Source organism: Streptomyces sp. NPDC006197 (genome assembly GCF_040613865.1).
Taxonomy (GTDB): domain Bacteria; phylum Actinomycetota; class Actinomycetes; order Streptomycetales; family Streptomycetaceae; genus Streptomyces.
Genome location: NZ_JBEXSZ010000063.1, coordinates 16,179 through 36,730, shown reverse-complemented (window position 1 = coordinate 36,730; position 20,552 = coordinate 16,179). Strand labels below are relative to the sequence as shown.

The 20,552-nt window shown below is 74.5% G+C and carries 17 protein-coding genes; 9 read left to right on the top strand and 8 right to left on the bottom strand.

Annotated elements, in window-relative coordinates:
* Positions 1–123: 123 nt before the first annotated feature.
* Positions 124–1,464, bottom strand: a complete 1,341-nt coding sequence (locus tag ABZ318_RS20705) for a DUF2252 domain-containing protein (RefSeq protein ID WP_356903922.1) — start codon at positions 1,462–1,464, stop codon at positions 124–126.
* 183 nt (positions 1,465–1,647) lie between these two features.
* On the opposite strand from ABZ318_RS20705, the gene ABZ318_RS20700 reads away from it, so the two are divergent.
* Positions 1,648–2,403 (top strand): GntR family transcriptional regulator, encoded by a 756-nt coding sequence (locus ABZ318_RS20700; protein WP_356903921.1) that lies wholly within the window; start codon positions 1,648–1,650, stop codon positions 2,401–2,403.
* An 81-nt stretch (positions 2,404–2,484) separates the two neighbouring features.
* Here the strand turns inward: ABZ318_RS20700 and ABZ318_RS20695 are convergent, their stop codons facing one another.
* Entirely contained in the window at positions 2,485–4,014 is a 1,530-nt protein-coding gene (locus ABZ318_RS20695; protein WP_356903920.1) for an amino acid permease, read from the bottom strand.
* A 62-nt stretch (positions 4,015–4,076) separates the two neighbouring features.
* Entirely contained in the window at positions 4,077–5,051 is a 975-nt protein-coding gene (locus ABZ318_RS20690) for a hypothetical protein (RefSeq protein WP_356903919.1), read from the bottom strand.
* Between the two features lie 302 nt (positions 5,052–5,353).
* On the opposite strand from ABZ318_RS20690, the gene ABZ318_RS20685 reads away from it, so the two are divergent.
* The 5 genes from ABZ318_RS20685 to ABZ318_RS20665 all read left to right on the top strand — a co-directional run bounded on the left by ABZ318_RS20685 (position 5,354) and on the right by ABZ318_RS20665 (position 10,675).
* On the top strand, positions 5,354–6,949 hold the full coding sequence (locus ABZ318_RS20685; RefSeq protein WP_356903918.1) for an FGGY family carbohydrate kinase: 1,596 nt from the start codon (positions 5,354–5,356) through the stop codon (positions 6,947–6,949).
* Positions 6,946–8,397, top strand: a complete 1,452-nt coding sequence (locus ABZ318_RS20680) for an FAD-dependent oxidoreductase (RefSeq protein ID WP_356903917.1) — start codon at positions 6,946–6,948, stop codon at positions 8,395–8,397. The genes ABZ318_RS20685 and ABZ318_RS20680 overlap by 4 nt, the downstream gene beginning before the upstream one ends.
* A 99-nt stretch (positions 8,398–8,496) precedes the next feature.
* On the top strand, positions 8,497–9,702 hold the full coding sequence (locus ABZ318_RS20675) for an FAD-dependent oxidoreductase (protein WP_356903916.1): 1,206 nt from the start codon (positions 8,497–8,499) through the stop codon (positions 9,700–9,702).
* 58 nt (positions 9,703–9,760) lie between these two features.
* Entirely contained in the window at positions 9,761–10,237 is a 477-nt protein-coding gene (locus tag ABZ318_RS20670) for an NUDIX domain-containing protein (protein ID WP_356903915.1), read from the top strand.
* 186 nt (positions 10,238–10,423) lie between these two features.
* Positions 10,424–10,675 carry a hypothetical protein gene (locus ABZ318_RS20665; protein WP_356903914.1) on the top strand — a complete coding sequence of 84 codons (252 nt, stop codon included), beginning with the start codon at positions 10,424–10,426 and terminating at the stop codon, positions 10,673–10,675.
* An 88-nt stretch (positions 10,676–10,763) separates the two neighbouring features.
* On the opposite strand, the gene ABZ318_RS20660 is transcribed toward ABZ318_RS20665, so the two are convergent.
* Positions 10,764–11,525: a transposase gene (locus ABZ318_RS20660; protein ID WP_356903913.1), complete on the bottom strand. Its 762-nt coding sequence runs from the start codon at positions 11,523–11,525 to the stop codon at positions 10,764–10,766.
* A gap of 278 nt (positions 11,526–11,803) precedes the next feature.
* On the opposite strand from ABZ318_RS20660, the gene ABZ318_RS20655 reads away from it, so the two are divergent.
* Positions 11,804–12,049 carry a hypothetical protein gene (locus tag ABZ318_RS20655; protein WP_356903912.1) on the top strand — a complete coding sequence of 82 codons (246 nt, stop codon included), beginning with the start codon at positions 11,804–11,806 and terminating at the stop codon, positions 12,047–12,049.
* A gap of 13 nt (positions 12,050–12,062) precedes the next feature.
* Here the strand turns inward: ABZ318_RS20655 and ABZ318_RS20650 are convergent, their stop codons facing one another.
* Together ABZ318_RS20650 and ABZ318_RS20645 are read right to left on the bottom strand one after the other, a co-directional pair.
* A complete protein-coding gene (locus ABZ318_RS20650) occupies positions 12,063–13,268 on the bottom strand; it encodes a cytochrome P450 (RefSeq protein WP_356903930.1) in 1,206 nt (401 codons plus the stop codon).
* Positions 13,269–13,377: 109 nt separating this feature from the next.
* Positions 13,378–15,381: an NAD-binding protein gene (locus tag ABZ318_RS20645; RefSeq protein WP_356903929.1), complete on the bottom strand. Its 2,004-nt coding sequence runs from the start codon at positions 15,379–15,381 to the stop codon at positions 13,378–13,380.
* A 333-nt stretch (positions 15,382–15,714) separates the two neighbouring features.
* On the opposite strand from ABZ318_RS20645, the gene ABZ318_RS20640 reads away from it, so the two are divergent.
* Together ABZ318_RS20640 and ABZ318_RS20635 are read left to right on the top strand one after the other, a co-directional pair.
* On the top strand, positions 15,715–16,965 hold the full coding sequence (locus ABZ318_RS20640; RefSeq protein WP_356903911.1) for a serine hydrolase: 1,251 nt from the start codon (positions 15,715–15,717) through the stop codon (positions 16,963–16,965).
* Between the two features lie 155 nt (positions 16,966–17,120).
* On the top strand, positions 17,121–17,852 hold the full coding sequence (locus tag ABZ318_RS20635; RefSeq protein WP_356903910.1) for a DUF6058 family natural product biosynthesis protein: 732 nt from the start codon (positions 17,121–17,123) through the stop codon (positions 17,850–17,852).
* Positions 17,853–17,901: 49 nt separating this feature from the next.
* Here the strand turns inward: ABZ318_RS20635 and ABZ318_RS20630 are convergent, their stop codons facing one another.
* Both ABZ318_RS20630 and ABZ318_RS20625 read right to left on the bottom strand, forming a co-directional pair.
* Positions 17,902–20,289: an excinuclease ABC subunit UvrA gene (locus ABZ318_RS20630; protein WP_356903928.1), complete on the bottom strand. Its 2,388-nt coding sequence runs from the start codon at positions 20,287–20,289 to the stop codon at positions 17,902–17,904.
* A 19-nt stretch (positions 20,290–20,308) separates the two neighbouring features.
* Entirely contained in the window at positions 20,309–20,548 is a 240-nt protein-coding gene (locus tag ABZ318_RS20625; protein ID WP_356903909.1) for a DUF5133 domain-containing protein, read from the bottom strand.
* Between the last annotated feature and the right edge of the window lie 4 nt (positions 20,549–20,552).

Sequence of the window (20,552 nt, the reverse complement as noted above, 5' to 3'; positions counted from 1 at the left end):
GTCCCGACCGGGACGACACCGCGCGACTCGGCCCGCCACGGCGTGGTCCGGGCGGGCACTGTGCTGATCAGCCTGCGGTCGTGGCGGGGGACCCCACCACTCGTGGACTCCACTCGGAGCAGTTCAGGCGCCCGGGGCCGCCGTCACCATGCCCGCGGCGATGGCCGCGCCGAGGGCCGCGTAGTCGTCGGCGTTCTGTCCGGCGTAGGAGAGCGCGAAGTCGGCCACGGCGCGGTCGAAGACGTCCGAGCCGCCGAGGTAGGCGGCGATGGCGATGCGGTCGCCCGAGCGGGCGTGGGCGCGGGCCAGGGCCCGGCCGCAGAGCCGCGCGTAGTCCCGCAGGGCGGCCGGGGACATGGTCTCCACCTCGACGGAGCCCTTCATGTCGCGCAGCTGCCGCCAGTAGAAGTGGCGTTGCTCGGGCCCGGTCATCCAGCCGAGGAAGATGTCGCTCGCCGCCTGGGTCAGCCGCTGGCCGCAGACGACGCGGCGGCCCTGGTGGGGGTAGGCGGTCGGCGCCAGGTACGGCTCCAGGACGGAGCGTCCGGCCTCCTTGACCTGGAGGATGAGGGGGTCGGTGTCGTCGCGTCCTTCGAGGAGGAGGACGAAGCAGCGGGTGCCGACGCTGCCGACTCCGACGACCTTGCGGGCGGCGTCGACGAAGCGGTAGCGGTCGAGGAGGACGCGGCGCTCCTCGGCGAGGGAGCTGCGGTAGTCGCTGAAGATCTTCCCCAGCGTGATCCGGTCGACGTCCGTGGCGCGTTCGAGGAGCGGCGGGTCGTCGACGATGTGCCGGTTGCCCTCGGAGTCCGTCCCGGTGAGCTTTTCGAGGGCCTGGAGGCTGGTGCGCCGGCGGGCGCCGGCGAGCCGTTTCGTGAGGCGGGCGCGATCCTCGCCGCGCACCACGTGGAGGATGTCGTCGGCGGAGATCCGCTCGTACCAGACGGCGAGTTCTCCGAGTCCGGCGAGGCGGCGCATGGCCGTGCGGTACGACTCGACGGCGACGAGCGCGGCACGGTGGGCCTTGGGCTTGGCGCTGCCGTTCTGGAGGGCGGCGACGGTGATGCTGGCGGCGAGCCTCTTCACGTCCCACTCGAAGGGCCCGGGGAGGGTCTCGTCGAAGTCGTTCACGTCGAAGAGGAGCGTCCGTTCGGGTGAGGCGTACACCCCGAAGTTGAGCAGGTGGGCGTCGCCGCACAGCTGGACGGTGAGCCCGGTGTGGCGGTCGGCGCCGAGGTCGGCGGCCATGACGGCGGCGGCGCCGCGCAGGAAGGCGAAGGGGGAGGCCGCCATCCTGCCGTAGCGGAGGGGGACGAGGTCGGGGAGCCGGTCCAGGGACTGGCGCTCCAGGACGTCGAGCGGGTCGGGGCGCTGTGAGCTGGGTATCCAACGGCCGTGGGAGGTGCGGGGGACGTGCTTGCGGGCCGCCTTGCCCCGAGCGGCGCGCTCCGACGGTGTTGTCATCCGGCCTCACCCGCCTTCTGCCGCCGCCACGTGACCGGCCTGTCACCTGGAACCTCATTACAAGGCGCCTCGCTCGTTTCGGCCACTCTGCCGGAGCACCCTGGCTAAATGGTTTAGACCAATGATAGGAATTGATCACCCACACGGCCCACGCCGTCACGCTGAGCAAAGAGAGGGTTGATCATGGTCGAGCCCGATTCCGAGGCTGTGGCGGAAACGCCGCTCTATCTCCGGGTCGCCGCCGCCCTGCGCGAGGACCTCGCCCAGCGGCGCATCTCCCCCGGCAGCCGGCTCCCGTCGGAACGCACGCTGTCCCAGCGCTACCACGTCAACCGGCAGACCGTCCGCAGCGCGCTTCAACTCCTCAGGGAGGAAAGGCTCGTGGTCACCGACCGGCGCGGCACCTTCGCCGCCGTCGAGAGGACCGGGCCCGAGCCGGCCGACCCCGTCCTCGCGGCCCGCCGGCCGACGTTCCCCGGCGGACCGCGGGCGGCCGAGGCGCTCGTCCGGGCCTCGCTCACCTGGGAGCCGCCGCCCGCCGCCCTGGCCTCACGGCTCCTGCTCACCCCGGGAGAGCCGACCCTCGTCCACCGGCACACGGTCCTCGGACCGCACGGGGCGGCGCTCCAGCGGGCGGTGTCGTGGTTCTCCCGGCCGGCCCTCGCCGAGATCCCCCAGCTCTCCCGGTACCGCCGGGGCATGGACTGCCACCGACAGCCCGACCTGCGGCTCCTCTACCACTGGATGCACCAGGCGGGACTGCGGATCACCCACCGCGAGTCTGTCGGCGTCCCGCCCGGTCCGCTCACGACGGCCGGCGGCGTGGCGCGGCTGGTCGTCCACCGGGTCGTCAGCGACCAGCACGGGCACGCCCTGGAGATCACGGACATCGACTTCTCGGCCCGGTCGGCCCCCTGGACCTACGAGTTCAGCGCCTGACCCCCGCCCTGTCCGGTCCGCGGTGCGCGGACGGGGCGTGTCCGATCGGATCGGACGCGCCCCCGGGGCCGGGCTCCGTCGTCAGACGATGCCCTCGGCGATCTCGGCCTCTTCGCGGGCGGTTCCGTACGCGGTCGGCGTGCCGTACGAGCGGCGGGCGACGTACCACCAGACGCTGGCGAGGACGAGGACGACGACGAGCGCGATCGCGGCGTAGTTCATGGTGTCGACGTTCACCGGGGACTTCTGCGGCAGGCAGAAGAGGACGGTCACGAACGCCACCCAGACGACGGCGATCCAGCCGATGGGCCTGCTCCAGCGGCCGAGGCTCCACGGGCCGGGGACGAAGCGGTTCCCGGCGCGCAGCCGCAGGTAGACGGGGATGGCGTACGCGGGGGTGATGCCGATGACGTTGATCGCGGTGACGGCGCCGTAGGCCGTGGCCGAGTACAGCGAGGGGACGGCGAGCAGCGCGGCCACGACGACCGCGAGCCAGACGGCGGGGACGGGGGTCTGGGTGCTGCCGCTGACCTTGCGCCAGAGTGCCGAGCCGGGAAGGGCGTTGTCGCGGCTGAAGGCGAAGACCATGCGGCTGGCGGCGGCCACCTCGGCGTTGCCGCAGAAGAGCTGGGCGACGATCACGACGAGCAGCAGGACGGCGGCGCCGCGGGAGCCGAGCGCGTCCAGGAAGATCTGGGCGGGCGGGACGCCGGTGGCGCTGTTCTGCGTGGCCGCGTAGTCCTGGATCGCGAAGGTGAGGCCGGCGAGGAGCGCGAAGCCGGCGAGCCAGGAGACCCAGATGGCCCGGACGATGCCCTTGGCGGCGGTGACGGAGGCGTTGGACGTCTCCTCGGACAGGTGGGCCGAGGCGTCGTAGCCGGAGAAGGTGTACTGGGCGAGGAGCAGGCCGATCGCGGCGACGTAGAACGGGTTGGCCCAGCCGGTGTCGTTGACGAACTCGGTGAAGACGAACTCGACGGACTGGTGCCGGTCGGGGACGAAGGCGAGCGCGCCGACGATGACCGCGACGCCGATCAGGTGCCACCAGACGCTGACCGAGTTGAGGACGCTGACGAGGCGGACGCCGAAGAGGTTGAGTCCGGCGTGGAGCAGCAGGATGGCGAGGAAGACGAGGAAAGTGGAGCCCGGGGTGGGCACGAAGCCCCACTGGAGGTTGAGGAAGGCGCCGGTGAAGAGGGCGGCGCCGTAGTCGATGCCGGCGATGGCGCCGAGCAGACCGAGCAGGTTCAGCCAGCCGGTGTACCAGCCCCAGCGGCGTCCGCCGAGCCGGTCGGCCATGTAGTAGAGGGCGCCGGAGGTGGGGTAGGCGCTGGTGACCTCGGCGAGGGCGAGGCCCACGCACAGGACGAAGAGGCCGACGCCGACCCAGCCCCACAGCATGACGGAGGGTCCGCCGGTGCCCAGGCCGAAGCCGTAGAGGGTCATGCAGCCGGAGAGGACGGAGATGACGGAGAAGCTGATCGCGAAGTTGCCGAAGCCGTCCATGCGGCGGGCGAGGACGGGCTGGTAGCCGAGCTCTCTGAGTCTCGCCTCCTCGTCCTGGGCCGGCGGTGGCTTGCGTATCGCGTCGGCGGGGGCGGTGCGGGACATGGGACCTCCGGGGGACGGGGGAAGCGGGGGCAGGGGGTGCAAGCAAGGGGCGCGGCGGCGCGTCAGCCGCCGAGGCAGCGGGCGCGGGCGCGCAGGAAGACCTCCTCGGCGAGGGCCCGGTCGTCCGGGTGAGCGGTGCGGTAGGCCCACGGGAGGGTCGTGTAGTACGGGCCGAGGGCCTGGAAGACCCGGGCCGCGTCGGCGAAGCGGAGGGCGCCGAAGAGGGCGTGCGCCAGGTGGTTGAGGTCGAGCAGCGAGGCCTCGTCGGTGGCGCAGAAGAGGAACCAGGTGTCGAGGGCGCGCTGGGCGTCGCGGACGGCGTCCTCGGCGACCCAGTGGAGGTCGAGGGCGCGCTCGTGGCCGCGCTCGCGCCGGTAGCGCTCGACGCGGACGTAGAGCGGGAGGGCGCGCAGGGCGGAGCCGACGGGGGCCGAACCGGCGGCCCAGTACGAGTAGTTGACGGCCTCGGAGAGGGGACCGGACTGCCGGGCGTAGACGAACTGCAGCATGCGGTGGTGGGCCTCGCGGTTGTGCGGGTCCCTCTTCTCCACCTCGGCGAGCAGGCCCCAGGGGCCGGGCGGCAGCATGGGCGCCGGCGGGGTGAGCCGGTGCTCCGCCATGCGCTGGCGGCCGTCGAGGACGGCGAGGGCGATCAGGCCGATCCAGGGCACGGGGTCGGCGGGCGACCGGTCGGAGGCTTCGCGGCAGGCGGACAGGGCCTCCTGCCAGAGCTCCCGGGTCCGGGTGTGGCCGGCCCGGTGGGCGCGGACGGCGCGCTCGACGGCGACCCGGCTGTGCATCACGGCGGCGGCGGGGCTCTCGGGCTGCTCGGCGCGCCAGACGGGGACGACGTCGCTGCCCGCGGCGACGGCGGCGAGGACCTGGGTGCGCCGGGTCCAGGCCTCCCAGTCGGAGGTCTCGTCGAGGAGACGGGCCATGGACACCCAGCGGCCCGTGCGCAGGTCCTGGACGGCGTTGCGCAGGGCGTGGTCATGGCCGGCGGGGTGGTAGACGGGCCGGAATCCGTGTCCGGCCATCAGGGGGCGGGGGGTGATGTGGGTGACATGGGTCCTCGGTGGATGGAGGGGGTGGTCAGCCCCCTCGGCGGGCGTCCCGGCCGTTGATCGGCGATCACTATAGAGGGCTCTGGACGCGACCGGTCCACTTTCTTTTGCGACAGTAACTATTAAGACAACGACCAAATTTGACTTACTGTCAGGTATTCCGGGAGACCTGACGTGCTCGGCCGCCGAGCCTTGACGAAGACCTCCGGCGGCGGCACCCTGGCCCTTTTCGGTGACCGGATGATCACCGGCGGTTCGAGCGAGGGAGCAGCGGGATGACGGGCGGAGCGGTACTCGCCGTCGACCAGGGCACGTCGGGCACGAAGGCCCTCGTCCTCTGCCCCGAGCGCGGTGTCGTCGGCACCGGGACGGCGCCCGTCCGACCCCGCCACCTCCCCGGCGGCCTGGTCGAGGTCGACCCGCGTGAGCTGTACGACTCCGTGGTCGCCGCCGGACGGGCGGCGCTCGCCGAGGCGGACGTGCCGGTCGCCGCCGTGGGCCTCGCCAACCAGGGCGAGACCGTGCTCGCCTGGGACCCCGCCACCGGGGAACCGCTCACCGACGCCCTCGTCTGGCAGGACCGCAGGGCCGCCGCGGTCTGCGCCGGTCTCGACGCCCACGCCGAGGAGCTGCGCCGCCTCACCGGCCTTCCGGTCGACCCCTACTTCGCCGCGCCCAAGATGGCCTGGATCCGCCGCCACGCCACCGGCGCCGGCGTGGTCACCACCAGCGACGCCTGGCTCGTCCACCGGCTCACGGGCGCGTTCGTCACGGACGCGGCGACCGCCGGACGGACCGGTCTCCTCGACCTCGACACGGTCGCCTGGTCGAAGACCGCCCTCGACCTGTACGGACTCGGCGGCGAGGCGCTCCCCCGGGTCGTGGACTGCGACACCCCGGTCGGCACCACGACCGCGTTCGGCCCCGCGCTGCCACTCACCGGCCTTCTGGTGGACCAGCAGGCGGCGCTGCTCACCCAGAGCGCGGACGACCCCGCCGCCGCCAAGTGCACCTACGGCACCGGCGCCTTCCTCCTCGCGCAGACCGGCCCCGAACCCCGGCGCACCGCCTCCGGCCTGGTGAGCTGCGTGGCCTGGCGGCTCGGCGGGCGCGTCACCCACTGCCTCGACGGACAGGTGTACACGGTCGCCTCGGCCGTGCGCTGGCTCACCGACCTGGGCGTGATCTCCGGCGCCGGAGAGCTCGACGCGGTCGGCGGCGGCGTCCCCGACACCGGGGGCGTCACCTTCGTCCCGGCGTTCGCGGGGCTCGCCGCGCCCTGGTGGCGGGGGGACGTGCGCGGCTCGCTCACCGGCCTCGGCCTGGACACCGGGCCGGGCCATCTGGTGCGCGCCCTGTGCGAGGGCATCGCCGCCCAGGTCGTGGAGCTCGCCGCGGCCGCCGCCTCGGACCGGGGAGCGCCGCTGACCTCGCTGCGCGCCGACGGCGGTCTGACCCGGTCGGCGCTGCTCATGCAGACCCAGGCCGATCTGCTGCAACTCCCCGTCGAGGTCTCCTCGCTGCCCGACGCCACGGCGCTCGGGGTCGGCGCGGTCGCCCGGCTCGGACACCAGCCGGGGCTCACGCTCCGCGAGGCCGTACCGGAATGGAAGCCCTCGGCCGTGTACGAGCCCCGGATCTCGGGCGACGAGGCGGCGGCACGCCTCGCGCGCTTCCGCGCGGAGGTGTCGGCGCTGGTGGAGCGGTCGACGGGCGGGGCCGGTACGGGTGACGGCGCCGGCGGGGCGGCCGGTGCGGGCGACGGCGCCGGCGGCGGGGCGACCGGCGTGGGCGACGGCTTCGGCGGCGGGGCGACCGGGGCGGGCGACGGCTTCGACGGCTTCGACGGCTTCGACGGCAGGGTCGTATGAGCGTGACGCGGACCGGGCCGCTGCCCACCGGCGGGGCCGCGGAGTACGACGTCGTGGTCGTCGGCGCGGGCGTCGTCGGTTCCGCGATCGCCCGGGCCCTGGCCCGCCATCCGCTGCGGATCGCGCTCGTGGAGGCCGCGAACGACGTCGGCGACGGCACCTCGAAGGCCAACACCGCGATCCTGCACACCGGTTTCGACGCGGTGCCCGGCACTCTGGAAGCCCGCCTGGTGCGCGAGGGACACCGCCTGCTCAACGCGTACGCGCGAGAGGCGGGCATCCCGGTGGAGCCGCTGGGGGCGCTGCTCGTCGCCTGGGACGAGCAGCAGCGGGCGGCGCTCCCCCGGCTCGCGGAGAAGGCGGAGCGCAACGGCCACCGCACCACGCGGCTGCTCACCGCCGAGGAACTCGCGGCGCGTGAGCCCCACTTGGGCCCTGGCGCCCTGGGCGCCCTCGAGGTGCCGGGCGAGTCCGTGACCTGCCCGTGGACGACCACCCTCGCGTACGCCACGCAGGCCGTCCGCTCCGGGGCGGACCTGCATCTGAACTGCCGGGTGGAGAAGGTGCGTCCGGGCGATCCGTACCACCGGCTCGTCACCCGGCGCGGAGTGCTGCGGACCCGTCTCCTCGTGAACGCCTGCGGTCTCCACGCCGACGCGTTCGACGCGCTGGTCGGCCGGGAGGACTTCACCGTCACCCCGCGCCGGGGCCAGCTGCTCGTCTTCGACAAGTTCGCCCGCGACCTGGTCCGGCACATCCTGCTGCCGGTGCCCGGGCCACTCGGCAAGGGCGTGCTCGTCTCGCCGACGGTGTACGGGAACGTCATGCTCGGGCCCACCGCCGAGGACCTGGACGACAAGACCGCCACGGGCACGACGGCGGAGGGCCTCGCCGGGCTGCGCGAGCAGGGCGGCCGGATCCTCCCCGCGCTCCTCGACGAGGAGGTCACCGCCGTCTACGCGGGGCTGCGGGCCGCCACCGGACAGGAGGACTACCGGATCGCCGCCCACCCCGGGCTGCGGTACGTGACGGTGGGCGGGATCCGTTCCACCGGGCTCACCGCCTCCCTGGCCATCGCCGAGCACGTGCTCGGCCTCCTCGCGGACTGCGGCCTCGACCCGGGGCCGGCCCGCCCGCTCGCCCCGGTCCGGATGCCGAACCTCGGCGAGGCCTTCCCCCGCCCGTACCGGGACGCCGGACTCATCGCCCGCGACCCGGAGTTCGGGACGATCGTCTGCCACTGCGAGCGGGTCACCCGGGGCGAGATCCGTGCCGCGCTCGCCTCGACGATCCCGCCCGGCGGCCTCGACGGGCTGCGGCGCAGGACCCGCGCCCGGGGCGGCCGCTGCCAGGGCCACCACTGCGGCGCGGAGGTGCGGGCACTGTTCGAGGAGCGGCCGCAGCAGGAAGAGGGCGGCGCGGTGCGGTATGGGGAGGGGGCGCGGTGAGCCGAGCGGCGGAGTACGGGGACGGGCACGGTGAACCAAGCGGTGTCGTACGGGGACGGGCACGATGAGCCGGGCAATGCGGTACGGGGAGGGGGCGTCGTGACCCGTGCGGTCGACGTCCTCGTCGTGGGCGCGGGACCCGCCGGGCTCGCCGCGGCCGCGCGGCTCGCGGCGGCGGGCGCGGGCCGCGTCGAGGTCCTGGAGCGGGAGGCCGCGGCCGGCGGGGCGCCCCGCCACTGCTCCCGGCCGGGGTTCGGCGCGGACGCCCGGGGGCGCGCCCTGGACGGCCCGGCGTACGCGCGACGCGCGGTGCGGGAGGCGTTGCGGGCGGGGGCGACGGTCCGTACCGGGGTCTCGGCCACCGGCTGGGCCGGGCCCCTCACCCTGGACGTCACCGCCCCGACCGGACTCGAACGCGTCCGGGCGGGCGCGGTGGTCCTCGCCACCGGGGCCCGTGAGCGGCCCCGCAGCGCCCGGCTCGTCCCGGGCACGCGGCCGGCGGGGGTGCTGACCACGGGCGAACTCCAGCGGACGGTCCTGCGCTTCGGGCCGCGACGGGAGCACATCGGGCGCAGGGCGGTGGTCGTCGGCGGCGATCCGGTGGCCCGGGGCGCGGTGCGCACGCTGCGCGCGGCCGGGGTCGACGTGGCGGCCGTCGTCACCGAACTCCCCTCCCCCGCCGTCGCGTTCGCCAGAGCGCCGGTCCTCGCCGGCGCGGTCGTGACGGAGCTCCTCGGACGCGGCCGGCTGACGGGGGTCGCGGTGCGGGGCGGGGACGGACGGACGGCCGTGCTGCGGTGCGACACGGTGGTCTTCACCGGCGACTGGATCCCGGACCACGAGCTCGTCCGCGCCCGCGGGCTGCCGCTCGCGCCCGGCACCCGGGGCCCCGTGACGGACCGGGGCTTCCGCACCGCCGAGCCCGGTGTCTTCGCCGTCGGCAACCTCCTGCGCGGGGTGGAGCCGGCGCTCGTGGCCGCCGCCGAGGGACGCGCGGTGGCCGGGGCGGTGCTCGAACGGCTCGGCGGCCGCCCCTGGCCCGCCGCCGGGGTGCCCGTGACGGCAACGGGCCCGCTGCGATGGGTGACGCCCGGCCTGCTGGGGCCGGAGGCCGCCCCCCTGCTCGTGCGGCCGGAGCGGCGGCTCGCGCGCCCGGTCCTGACCGTCGCCCAGGACGGTGTCGCGCTGCGGCGGGAGCGGCTGGACGGGACGCTCGTCCCGTGGCGTTCGGTGCGGCTCGGGGCCCGGTGGACGAGCGGTGTGGACCTCGCGGGCGGCCCCGTGACGGTCGACGCGGAGGAGTAGGGACGAAAGCCGCGCGGGGGGGCTGCGGCGGCCGGGCCCTTCGGCCACACTGGGGCGCATGCCGGACAAGCGCAGCGCGGGTCTTCTGGTCTTCCGCCGTACGGCGGGCGGGGGCGTCGAGGTCCTCATCGGTCACATGGGCGGGCCCTTCTGGGCGGCCCGCGAGGAGTCGGCCTGGTCGATCCCCAAGGGGGAGTACGAGCCCGACGAGGCTCCCGAGGCCGCGGCCCGCCGGGAGTTCCTGGAGGAGCTGGGCCTCCCGGCCCCCGACGGCGAGTGGTTCGCCCTCGGCGAGGCCCGCCAGCGGAACGGGAAGCTCGTCACCGTGTGGGCCGTCGAGGGCGACCTCGACCCGGCCGAGGTGGTGCCGGGGACCTTCGTCATGGAGTGGCCGCCCCGATCGGGCGTCCGGGAGGCGTTCCCGGAGATCGACCGGGTCGGCTGGTTCGCGCCGGAGGCCGCCGCTCCGCTGCTCGTCTCCGGGCAGCGGGTGTTCCTGGAGCGGCTGACGGCGCACCTCGGCGGACGGTCCTGAGCCCGATTGATGCTCCTATCGATCGTCAAGGGGTTCCTGCGCAGGGTTGCCTTCTGTGCTGCTGGTTGCGTGTCGCTGTTCTGTTGCGTGCCGTAGGTCGTGAGCGACAATGCCCGCATGACGGGCGGGGGAGGCAGCGTGGATCGGGATGCCACGAGGGCGTGGTGGGAAGGGCTCGCTGGCCGGGTGGCTGTCGCCGTGCTGGTGTCGGCCGTGCTCTCGCTCCTGGTCTCGGCCGTTCTCATCGGCCTTCCTCATGGCTGGAAGACGGCAACGTCCTTGGCCGACATCACACTGCGCTCGTCATGGATCGCAGGTTTCCTTGTCCCGGTCGCCGTCGCCATGCACCTGGTGATCCACTTTCATCGCCGCAGCAGGCTGCCGCCGCAAGGTCGCTCCCGCCCCCGGTCCTTCAAGAGGGGCGGCCGGCACCGCTGACCTGGGGCCGGCCCAGCCTGCGGGACTCATTGACGAGGTCTGTCACGGGTCCTGCGGTCCCGACCGACGTCCGCCGGGTCCGGAACGGTCAGGCCGCGGTGAGCCAGTCGCGGTAGGCGCCGGCGAGGTCGTCGTCGCGGCGTGTGCCGCGTTCGATGCAGGAGATCACCGCCGGCCAGACGCCGAAGTGCTCGGCGACGGTGGTGAGGGCGTCGTGTTCCGCGGTCAGAGCCTGGACCCGGCGGGCGAGGGCCTTCAGCGCGGTCAGGAGGGCGACGCGCGGCCCGTCGCCGGTGGGACGGAGCCGGGAGATCGCGTCGACCTGTGCCTTGCCGCGCAGGGCGGCGTACTTGCCGCGAATGTCGTCCGGGGCGGTGATGAGGATGTGCGCGATCTGGTTCAACGTGGCGGTGCGGGCCTTGACGGCAGACCGGGCGGCGTTGTGGAGGGCGCGTAAGCCGCTGACGGTGTCGTCCTTGGGCATGACCGATGCCCGGCCGGACAGCGCGGCGCGGGCGGCTGCGTAGGCGTCGATGGGATCGGACTTGCCGATCCGGCGCCGCTCGGCCCTGTCGGGCCGGTTGACCTCGACCGCGGTGAGGCCCGCTTGGCGGGCGGCACGGGTGAACCCGAGACCGTAGGAGGAGGTTCCCTCGACGCCGACGGCGGTCACCGTGCCGTGGGCGCTCAGGAAGGCGATCGCCGCGGCGTATCCGGCCGCCGTGGTCGGGAACTCGGCGTCGGCGACGTGGCCGCCCCGGTCGGTGATGACCGCGACGTGGATCGTGTCCGCGTGGGAGTCCCCTCCGCCGAACACCACATCCGGTTCGGCGGCGGGTGTGGTCGTCACGGTCATCCTGTCAGCTGCCTTCCGGGCCGGAGGTGACGCCGGCCGGGTGGGGCAGACAGGACATTGAGGGGGCCTGTGGCCAAGCTCCTATCAGGTCATGTTCCACCTGGCCGGAGCCGTGGAGAACGGGTCCCGGCGGCCGGACAGAACAACCGCAGGACAGCCCAGCAGGACGTCAGTCAGACCCTGAGCCACGACCACCGGAACCCGCTACGAGTATCAATGTCAGACCCGTACGAGAAGGTGGTAGGCGCCGAACTGTCGAGAGGGAGCCCGACATGACCACGATCACCGCCAGCGAGCGCGCGGCCGCCCAGGCGTACCTGCGGCTGCTCGAGTCCACGCAGGCCGTGCTGACCGACCCGCAGCTCGCCCCGTACGCGGGAGTGATGCTCACCCACCCGATGGCCGAGGCCGACGAGGCGCTCCGTGCCGCGGGCCTCGCCGGGAACGAGGACCGGTTGCTGCGCCTCGTCTCCTCCCTGCGGGCTTCCCCCGCGGGCGCCTGGGGACGGACCGGCTGAGGGCGGCGCGCGGTCAGGCGCCCGGGCGGACGGGGAGGGCCCGGACGCTGTTGCCGACGAAGCCGGAGTGGCGGGTCAGCTCGGCCTCCGGGACCGCGAGGTCCAGGTCGGGGAAGCGGGTGAAGAGCGCCTCCAGGGCGATCTCGGCCTCCATCCGGGCCAGTGGGGCGCCCAGGCAGTAGTGGGGGCCGTGGCCGAGCGAGAGGTGCTTCACCGTCGCGGCGCGGGTGATGTCGAAGCGGTCGGCGTCCGGGCCGTGCGCCTTCGTGTCGCGGCCCGCCGCCGAGTATCCCGCGAGGACGGGGGTGCCCCGAGGGATGAGGGTGCCGTCCACGGTGAGGTCACGGGTGGGGTAGCGGAACGGGAAGTAGCTGACCGGGCTGTCCCAGCGGAGGGTCTCCTCCACCACGTCGGCCCAGTCGGCGCGGCCCTCCAGGACGAGGGCGAGCTGCTCGCGGTGGGCGCAGAGCGCCCGGACCGCGTTGGTGACGAGGTTCAGGGTGGTCTCGTGGCCCGCGATGATCATCAGGACCAGGGTGCCGAGGAGTTCGGGCTGGCTGAGCCGGTCGCCGCCCTCGTCGCGGGTGGCGATCAGGGCGCTGATGAGGTCGTCGCCGGGGGCGGTCGCCTTGGCGGCGGCGACGGAGGCCAGGAGGTCGACGAGTTCGCGGTTGATGGCGACCGCCTGCGCGGGCTCGGTGTCGGTGGCGACGACCTGGCTGGAGAGGTGGTGCAGCCGGTCCTGGTGGGCCGGGTCGACGCCGAGGAGCTCGCAGATGACGCCGAGCGGGAGCGGCAGGGCGTAGTGGCGGCGCAGGTCGGCGACGCCGTCACCGGTGCGGGCGGCCTCGGCGAGGCCGTCGAGGAGTCCGGCGGCGACCGCCTCGACGCGCGGACGGAGTTCCTCGACCCGGCGGGCGGTGAAGGCACTGCTGACCAGGGTGCGCAGACGGCGGTGGTCGGCCCCGTCGGCGGTGGTCATGCCGGGCACGGTCGCGAAGGTCAGCAGCGGCCAGCCCTCGGGTATGCGGCCCTCGGCGAGGGCGGTGAAGTGGCCGGGGGACTTGGCGACATCGGGATGGGTGAGGAACTCCCGCAGCGCGTCGTGGCCGAGCACCGCCATGCCCTCGATCTCGCCGGGCAGCACCACGGGGGTCACGGCGCCCTCGGCGAGCAGCCGGGCGTTCGCCGCGTGGGGGCAGGCGCCCGCCGGGTCCATGCGGTACGGCGGACGGGCGGCGGCCGGGGCGGGGTGCGGTGTGTTCAAGGAAGGGACTCCTGACTGCGGATGCGGGCCGTCTCGGCACGTGGGCGGTCAGATCCTACGGTCAACCCCGCTCTGTTCGTACGGAGTTGTCCGGCGCGCTCTCCCCTCCGGCCGCGGCACCGGGGCGGGTCCGGTCACGCCGCTCGTCTCCGTCGGTCCGTCCGCCACGCTCACCCCGGTCGCCCCGGTCGCCCCGGTCACCCCGGTCACCCCGAGCGCCTCGGCCGAGGAGTTCGGCCAGGCCTCGGCGGGTGGCGGCCACGATGACCCGGTCCCCCGGGCCGAGGAGCCGCTCGGGCGCGAGGCGCCAGCCCTGACCGGAGGGGCCGTGGCCGCCGCTGTCGAGCGCGATGACCCGCCAGGCGCCGGGGTGGAAGGCCTGGGCGACCGTCCGGCCGTCCAGGAGCGGGTGGTCCACGACGTCCACGGCGGCGAAGAGGAGGACGCGGCGCTCGACGGGTACGGCTCCGAGGACCTGGCGGCCCATCATGGCGCCCGCGAAGGCGGGCGCGGCGAGGTGGGAGACGCTGCGGCTGCGGGTGAGGGCCCCGGGGTGGGCGGTGCGCAGGGTGCGGAAGACGGCGGTGGCGAAGTCGTCGTCGTAGAGCCTCAGCACGACCCGCAGGTCGGGGGTGACGGCGCGGGCCGACAGCGCGGCCTCCAGGTTGGTGATGTCGACGCTGGTCAGGGCGAGGAGGGCGTGCGCGCGGTGGATGCGGGCCGCCTCCAGGACGCCTTCCTCGGTGACGTCGCCGATGACGGTGGGGACGCGCAGTCTGCGGGCGACGGCGATGCCCCGGGCCTCGGGGTCGGATTCGACGCACACCACCGGGATGTTCAGTCCTCGGAGCCGGGCGAGGACGCGGGTGCCGACCTTGCCGAGCCCGAGGAGGACGACGTGGTCGGAGAGCCCGCGCGGCGGGCGGCGCAGGGTGGTCGCGGTACGGAAGGTGCCGAGGCCTTCGAGGAGGGCCGCGACGATCACCGGCAGCAGGAGCAGACCGACGAACCCGGCGAGGATCTGCAGGACCTGGCGGCCGGTCGGCTCGCCGACCGCCGGGTCGCCGATGGCGAAGACGTCGAGCAGCGTCAGATAGGCGGCGTGCAGGGGGTGGTCGCCGGTGGTGAAGGTGGAGGCGAGGGCGAGCGCGAGGACGGCGGCGACGGCACCGGCGAGGGACCAGCGCAGGCGGCGGGAGAAGAGCGAGGCGACGGGCAGCGCGGAGGCGGCGAGGCGGGCCGCCGGGAGGGCCGGGCCCGCCGGGGTGACCGCTTCGAGGGTGACGGCGGCCCGTCCGGTGGCCGCGGCGACCGTCCGGTCGTCGGGCAGGAGCCGGGGGCCGGCGTCGCCGCTGCGCTCGGAGCCCTCGCAGCCGGCCGGGTCGCCGGCGGTGGCCGAGAGCAGGGCGAGCGTGCAGAGCCCCGGGTCGGGCGCCTGGCCGGCGACGGGCGGCCGGTCGACGGCGTGCAGCAGCAGCCCTCCGGCCTGGACCACCTTGCTGGTGCCCGCGACGGCGGCCGCGGCGAGGCCGGGGGCGGCGGTGTCGACGTCGGAGAGGACCGTGGTGGCGGCGTCGAGCTTCTCGGGGTCGAGCCCTGGTTCGGCGACGGCGGCGGCCTGGTCGAGGAGGGTTTCGAGGTGCTGACCCAGTTTGCGGTTGTAGAGCCGGATCACCAGGCGCAGCCGGGGGTTGAGACGGCGGGCGGTGAGCGCGGCCCGGATGTTGGTCTCGTCGTCCTCGTGGACGAGGGCGAGTGCGGCGGCGCGCTCCGCCCCGGCGTCCGTCAGGGCCCGGTCGTCCGCCTCCGGCGCCTCGACGACCCGCAGGGCGCCGGTGGGGTCGGCGCCGTCCGCGGGGGTCGCGGCCGTCGCTCCGGCCGCGGTGGTGCGGGTGACGGCGGCGGTCACCCGCCCGAAGAGGGCGAGCGCCCGGCCGGTGCGGCCGGCGGGGGCCCGGGGCGTGTCGGGCAGCGCCGGCACCAGGAGCGTGACCTGTTCTCCGTACACCTCGTGGAGTTCGCGCGCGAGGCGGTGGGCGAGGGCGTCGTCGCCGCACACGATCATGTGCCCGACGGGGGCGGTGCGGGCCTGCCACTCGGCCCGGAGGGCGGGCGCGCCGAAGGGGCCGGCGGCGGGGGTCCCGGGCGCCCGGGCGGGGCCGGGGACGGACCGGGCCGCCGGTTCGGCGGGGACCGCTCCGGCGGCGGGGCCCGGAACGGGGTTGTTCTGGTGCAGGTGTGAGGACACGTCACCAGGATGCCCTGCGCCACCGACAGCGGGCCGGGCGGTCGGCCGCCACCCGGGCAGACGCACGACGCGCCGCCGTACGCCACACCCGCTACGCCGGTCGGCGCACTCCGATCTGCGCGGTCCGCACCTCCTTCCTACGGTGGCTGAATGATCGTCACGTCAGCTGTCCGTCATGCCGCCGCCGGTTCCGCGGCGCTGCTGTTCGTGCTGCCCGTTCCGGCGGCCGCCGCCTCTCCCGCCGCACTCGTCCCCTCCGTCACGTCCTCCGTCGGGGAGCCCACGCCGCCCGCGCGCCAATACGTCGATCCGGCGCGCCTCGACCGGCGGGGCACGCAGGTGCAGCGGCTGCCGGGAGCGCCTTCCGTGCCGTCGGTCTCCGCGCTGTCGTGGGTCGTGGCGGACGCCTCCTCGGGCGAGGTGCTCGCCGCGCGGAACGCGCACCGGAAGCTGCCCCCGGCCAGCACCCTCAAGGCGCTGTTCGCGCTCACCGCGCTCCCCCGCCACGCGCCGTCCGAGCGGCACACCGTGGCCGATTCCGAGCTGACCGGGATCGGGGCCGGCAGCAGCCTGGTCGGGGTGAAGGAGGGGTACACGTACAAGGTCTCGGACCTGTGGAAGGGCGTCTTCCTCAGCTCGGGGAACGACGCCGTGCACGTGCTGGCGGCGATGAACGGCGGCTGGGAGTCGACGACCCGGCAGATGCAGGAGAAGGCCCGCTCCCTGGGCGCCGAGGACACCCACGTGGTCTCCCCCGACGGGTACGACGCCCCCGGGCAGGTGTCCTCCGCGTACGACCTGGCGGTGTTCGGCCGGGCCGGGCTCCAGAACCCCGACTTCGCCCGGTACTGCTCGACGGCGTACGCGGACTTCCCGGCCGGCTCCTGGTCGTACGGCATCGCCAACACCAACCGGCTTCTGACGGGTGCGGACGGGGTGGACCGCTATCCCGGGCTCCTCGGGATCAAGAACGGCTACACGAGCAACGCGGGCAACACCCTGATCTCGGCGGCCCGGCGCGGTGACCGGACGCTCGTGGTCTCGGTGATGAACCCTCAGAGGGGCGGCGGGTTCGCCGTGTACGAGGAGGCCCGGGCGCTGCTCGACTGGGGCTTCGAGGCCGCGGGCCGGGTGCGGCCGGTGGGTTCGCTCGCGCCGGTACGGGCGAAGGCCGCGGCCGACCCGGGCACGCGGGCCGTGTCGGTGGCCCGGAAGGGGCGCGGCGCGGAGGCGGCGGCGCCCCGGCCCGGGGCCGAGACGGCGGCCGCGCCCGTGAGGGAGGCTCGGGAGGCGGAGCCCTCGGGCCCGTCGGCCAGCCTTCCGCTGACCCTGGTGGGCTCGGCCTGCGCCGCCGCGCTCGCCCTGTGGGGGTGGCGGCGCAGGACGGCCCGCCGGGCCTGACGCCCCCTCATGGACCGCCGGTCGTGCGGCGCCGCTGGAGACACCGGACCCGGGTCGTGCCGGCGACGGTTCGGTGGGCGCCGCACGGTCCGGCTTCTAGCCTGCGGGAACACCGTCCGGGACCGGCCCGGACGGCCTTCCCGAGGAGTGACGCGATGACGGACCGGACGCCGACGGGCCGGGCGCTGGAGGACCGGACGCTGGAGGGCGGGGCAGCGGAGGACGGGGCACTGGAGGACGGGGCGGCGGAGGACCGGACTCCGACGGACAGGGCTCCGGCGGAGGAACGGTCGCCGTCCGCGCGGATCGCCGAGCGGTTCCGTGAGGTGAACGGCGACCATCCGATGACCGCCGCCGACGACGCGTACGTCACCGCCCAGTTCGTCCCGCTGGACACGCTGTGCGCCGCCCTCGGCCGGCACCCCGACGAGGTCCGGTCGCTGATGCTCGCGGGGCTGCTGCCGCTGCCCGGCTATCTGCGGTCGGACGGCGCCGAGATGGTGCCGCGCGATCTGTTCGCGCTCGCCGACGCGGCGGGCGGCGCCGACCGCCTGCGCGCGTGGTTCACCGGGCACTGGGAGGACCCGGACCGGGGCGAGGAGGAGTGGGCGGCGTACCTGAGCGGCCGGTACGTCTGCCTGCACGCGGTCACCCCGGCGAACATCCACCGGAAGGACGAGCTGACGGCGGAGATCACCGCGCGCCTCGCGGCGGCCGGGGACGACCCCTCGCCGGAGTGGCGCGCCGCCCTCCACGCGCGCGTGGACGAGCTGGACGCCCTGGAGCCGGCGTTCACGGCGTACGACCGGCTGCGGTTCGGCGGACCGGTCTCGCGGGACACCTGCGTGGACACGCCCCGGGCGCTCTTCCCCCGCGCGTCCGGCTGAGCGGCGACCCGGCGGGGCCGGAGCCCCCGGGTCGCCGCCGTCGGGCGGATCAGGCGCCGACGTACTCCGCGAGGTGCTCGCCGGTGAGAGTCGAGCGGGCCGCGACGAGGTCGGCGGGCGTGCCCTCGAAGACGATCCTCCCGCCGTCGTGGCCCGCGCCGGGGCCCAGGTCGATGATCCAGTCGGCGTGCGCCATGACGGCCTGGTGGTGCTCGACGACGATGACCGACTTGCCGGAGTCCACGAGCCGGTCGAGCAGGCCGAGGAGCTGCTCGACGTCGGCGAGGTGGAGGCCGGTGGTCGGCTCGTCGAGGACGTAGACGCCGCCCTTGTCGCCCATGTGCGTGGCCAGCTTGAGGCGCTGCCGCTCGCCGCCGGAGAGCGTGGTGAGCGGCTGGCCGAGGCTCAGGTAGCCGAGCCCGACGTCGGCGAGCCGGGCCAGGATCCGCTGTGCGGCCGGGGTGCGCGCCTCGCCGGAGCCGAAGAACTCCTCGGCCTCGGTCACGGACATCGCGAGCACCTCGCTGATGTCCCGGCCGCCGAGGAGGTGTTCGAGCACCGAGGGCTGGAACCGCTTGCCCTCGCAGTCCTCGCAGGTGGAGGAGGTGCCGGCCATCATCCCCAGGTCGGTGTAGACGACGCCCGCGCCGTTGCAGGTGGGGCAGGCGCCCTCGGAGTTGGCGCTGAACAGCGCCGGCTTCACGCCGTTGGCCTTGGCGAAGGCCTTGCGGATCGGGTCGAGCAGTCCGGTGTACGTGGCGGGGTTGCTGCGCCGCGATCCGCGGATCGCGCTCTGGTCGACGGAGATCACCTCCTCGCCGGCGGGGATCGAGCCGTGCACGAGCGAGCTCTTCCCGGAGCCGGCGACGCCGGTCACGACGGTGAGCACGCCGAGCGGGATGTCGACGTCGACGTCGCGCAGGTTGTGCGTCGACGCGCCCCGGATCTCCAGGGTCCCGGTGGGCCTGCGGACCGATTCCTTGACGGCGGCCCGGTCGTCGAGGTGGCGGCCGGTGACGGTGCCGGAGGCCCGCAGCCCGTCCACGGTGCCCTCGAAGCAGACGGTGCCGCCGGCCGTGCCGGCGCCGGGGCCGAGGTCGACGACGTGGTCGGCGATGGCGATGGCCTCCGGCTTGTGCTCCACGACGAGCACCGTGTTGCCCTTGTCGCGCAGTTGGAGCAGCAGGTCGTTCATCCGCCGGATGTCGTGCGGGTGCAGGCCGATGGTGGGCTCGTCGAAGACGTACGTGACGTCGGTGAGCGAGGAGCCGAGGTGGCGGATCATCTTGACGCGCTGTGCCTCGCCGCCCGACAGTGTGCCCGCCGGCCGGTCGAGGGAGAGGTAGCCGAGGCCGATCTCCACGAACGAGTCCAGGGTCAGCTGGAGCGCGGTGAGCAGCGGCGCCACCGAGGGCTCGTCGAGGCCGCGGACCCAGGCGGCGAGGTCGCTGATCTGCATCGCGCAGGCGTCGGCGATGCTGATCCGGCCGATCCTCGACGCCCTGGCGCCCTCGCTGAGCCGGGTGCCGTCGCAGTCGGGGCAGGTGGTGAAGGTGACGGCCCGCTCGACGAACGCCCGGATGTGGGGCTGCATGCCCTCCTTGTCCTTGGCCAGGAAGGACTTCTGGATGCGCGGGATCAGACCCTCGTAGGTCATGTTGATCCCGGCGATCTTCATCCGGACCGGCTCGTGGTGGAGGAAGTCCGCCAGTTCCTTCTCGGTGTAGTCGCGGATCGGCTTGTCCTGGTCGACGAGTCCGGACTCGCTGTAGAGCCGGTGGTTCCAGCCGCCCGGTGTGTAGCCGGGGACGGTGAGCGCGCCCTCGGCGAGCGACTTGGAGTCGTCGTAGAGCCGGGTGACGTCGATGTCGGAGACCGTGCCGCGGCCCTCGCAGCCCGGGCACATGCCGCCGGTGCGCTCGAAGGTCGCCCGTTCGGTCTTCTTGTTGCCGCGCTCGACGGTGATCGCGCCGCTGGCCCGGACCGAGGGGACGTTGAAGGCGTAGGCGCTGGGCGGGCCGATGTGCGGCTCGCCGAGGCGGCTGAAGAGGATCCGCAGCATCGCGTTGGCGTCGGTGGCGGTGCCGACGGTGGAGCGGGGGTCCGCGCCGAGGCGCTGCTGGTCGACGATGATCGCGGTCGTCAGGCCTTCGAGGACGTCGACCTCGGGCCGGGCGAGCGTCGGCATGAAGCCCTGGACGAAGGCGCTGTACGTCTCGTTGATCAGCCGCTGCGACTCGGCGGCGATCGTGTCGAACACGAGGGAGCTCTTGCCCGAGCCGGAGACGCCGGTGAAGACCGTGAGCCGGCGCTTCGGTATCTCGATGCTCACGTCCTTGAGGTTGTTCTCCCGCGCGCCGTGCACGCGGATCAGGTCGTGCCGGTCGGCGGCGTGGAGTGCGGACGCCTGCCCGTCCGCCCCCGGGGCTCTGTTCATCGTGTTCATGGCGGCCACGCTAGTGGCGGCACGGGGGTCGTGCTTCTCGATTCCTGATCTCCGACGTCGTCACGTAGCGCTCCGCGGCGAGGACGGCCTCGCGGGCGGTGCGCACTCCCATCAGGACGCACAGGGTGTACGCCGTGTCCTCGAAGCGCCGGCGGGCCGACAGGTCGCACGGCCTGTCCTGCACGGTCCGCTCCTGGGCGCGGAAGTGCCGGAGCAGCCGGTCGACGGTGTTCCTGTCGGGCAGCAGCATGGCC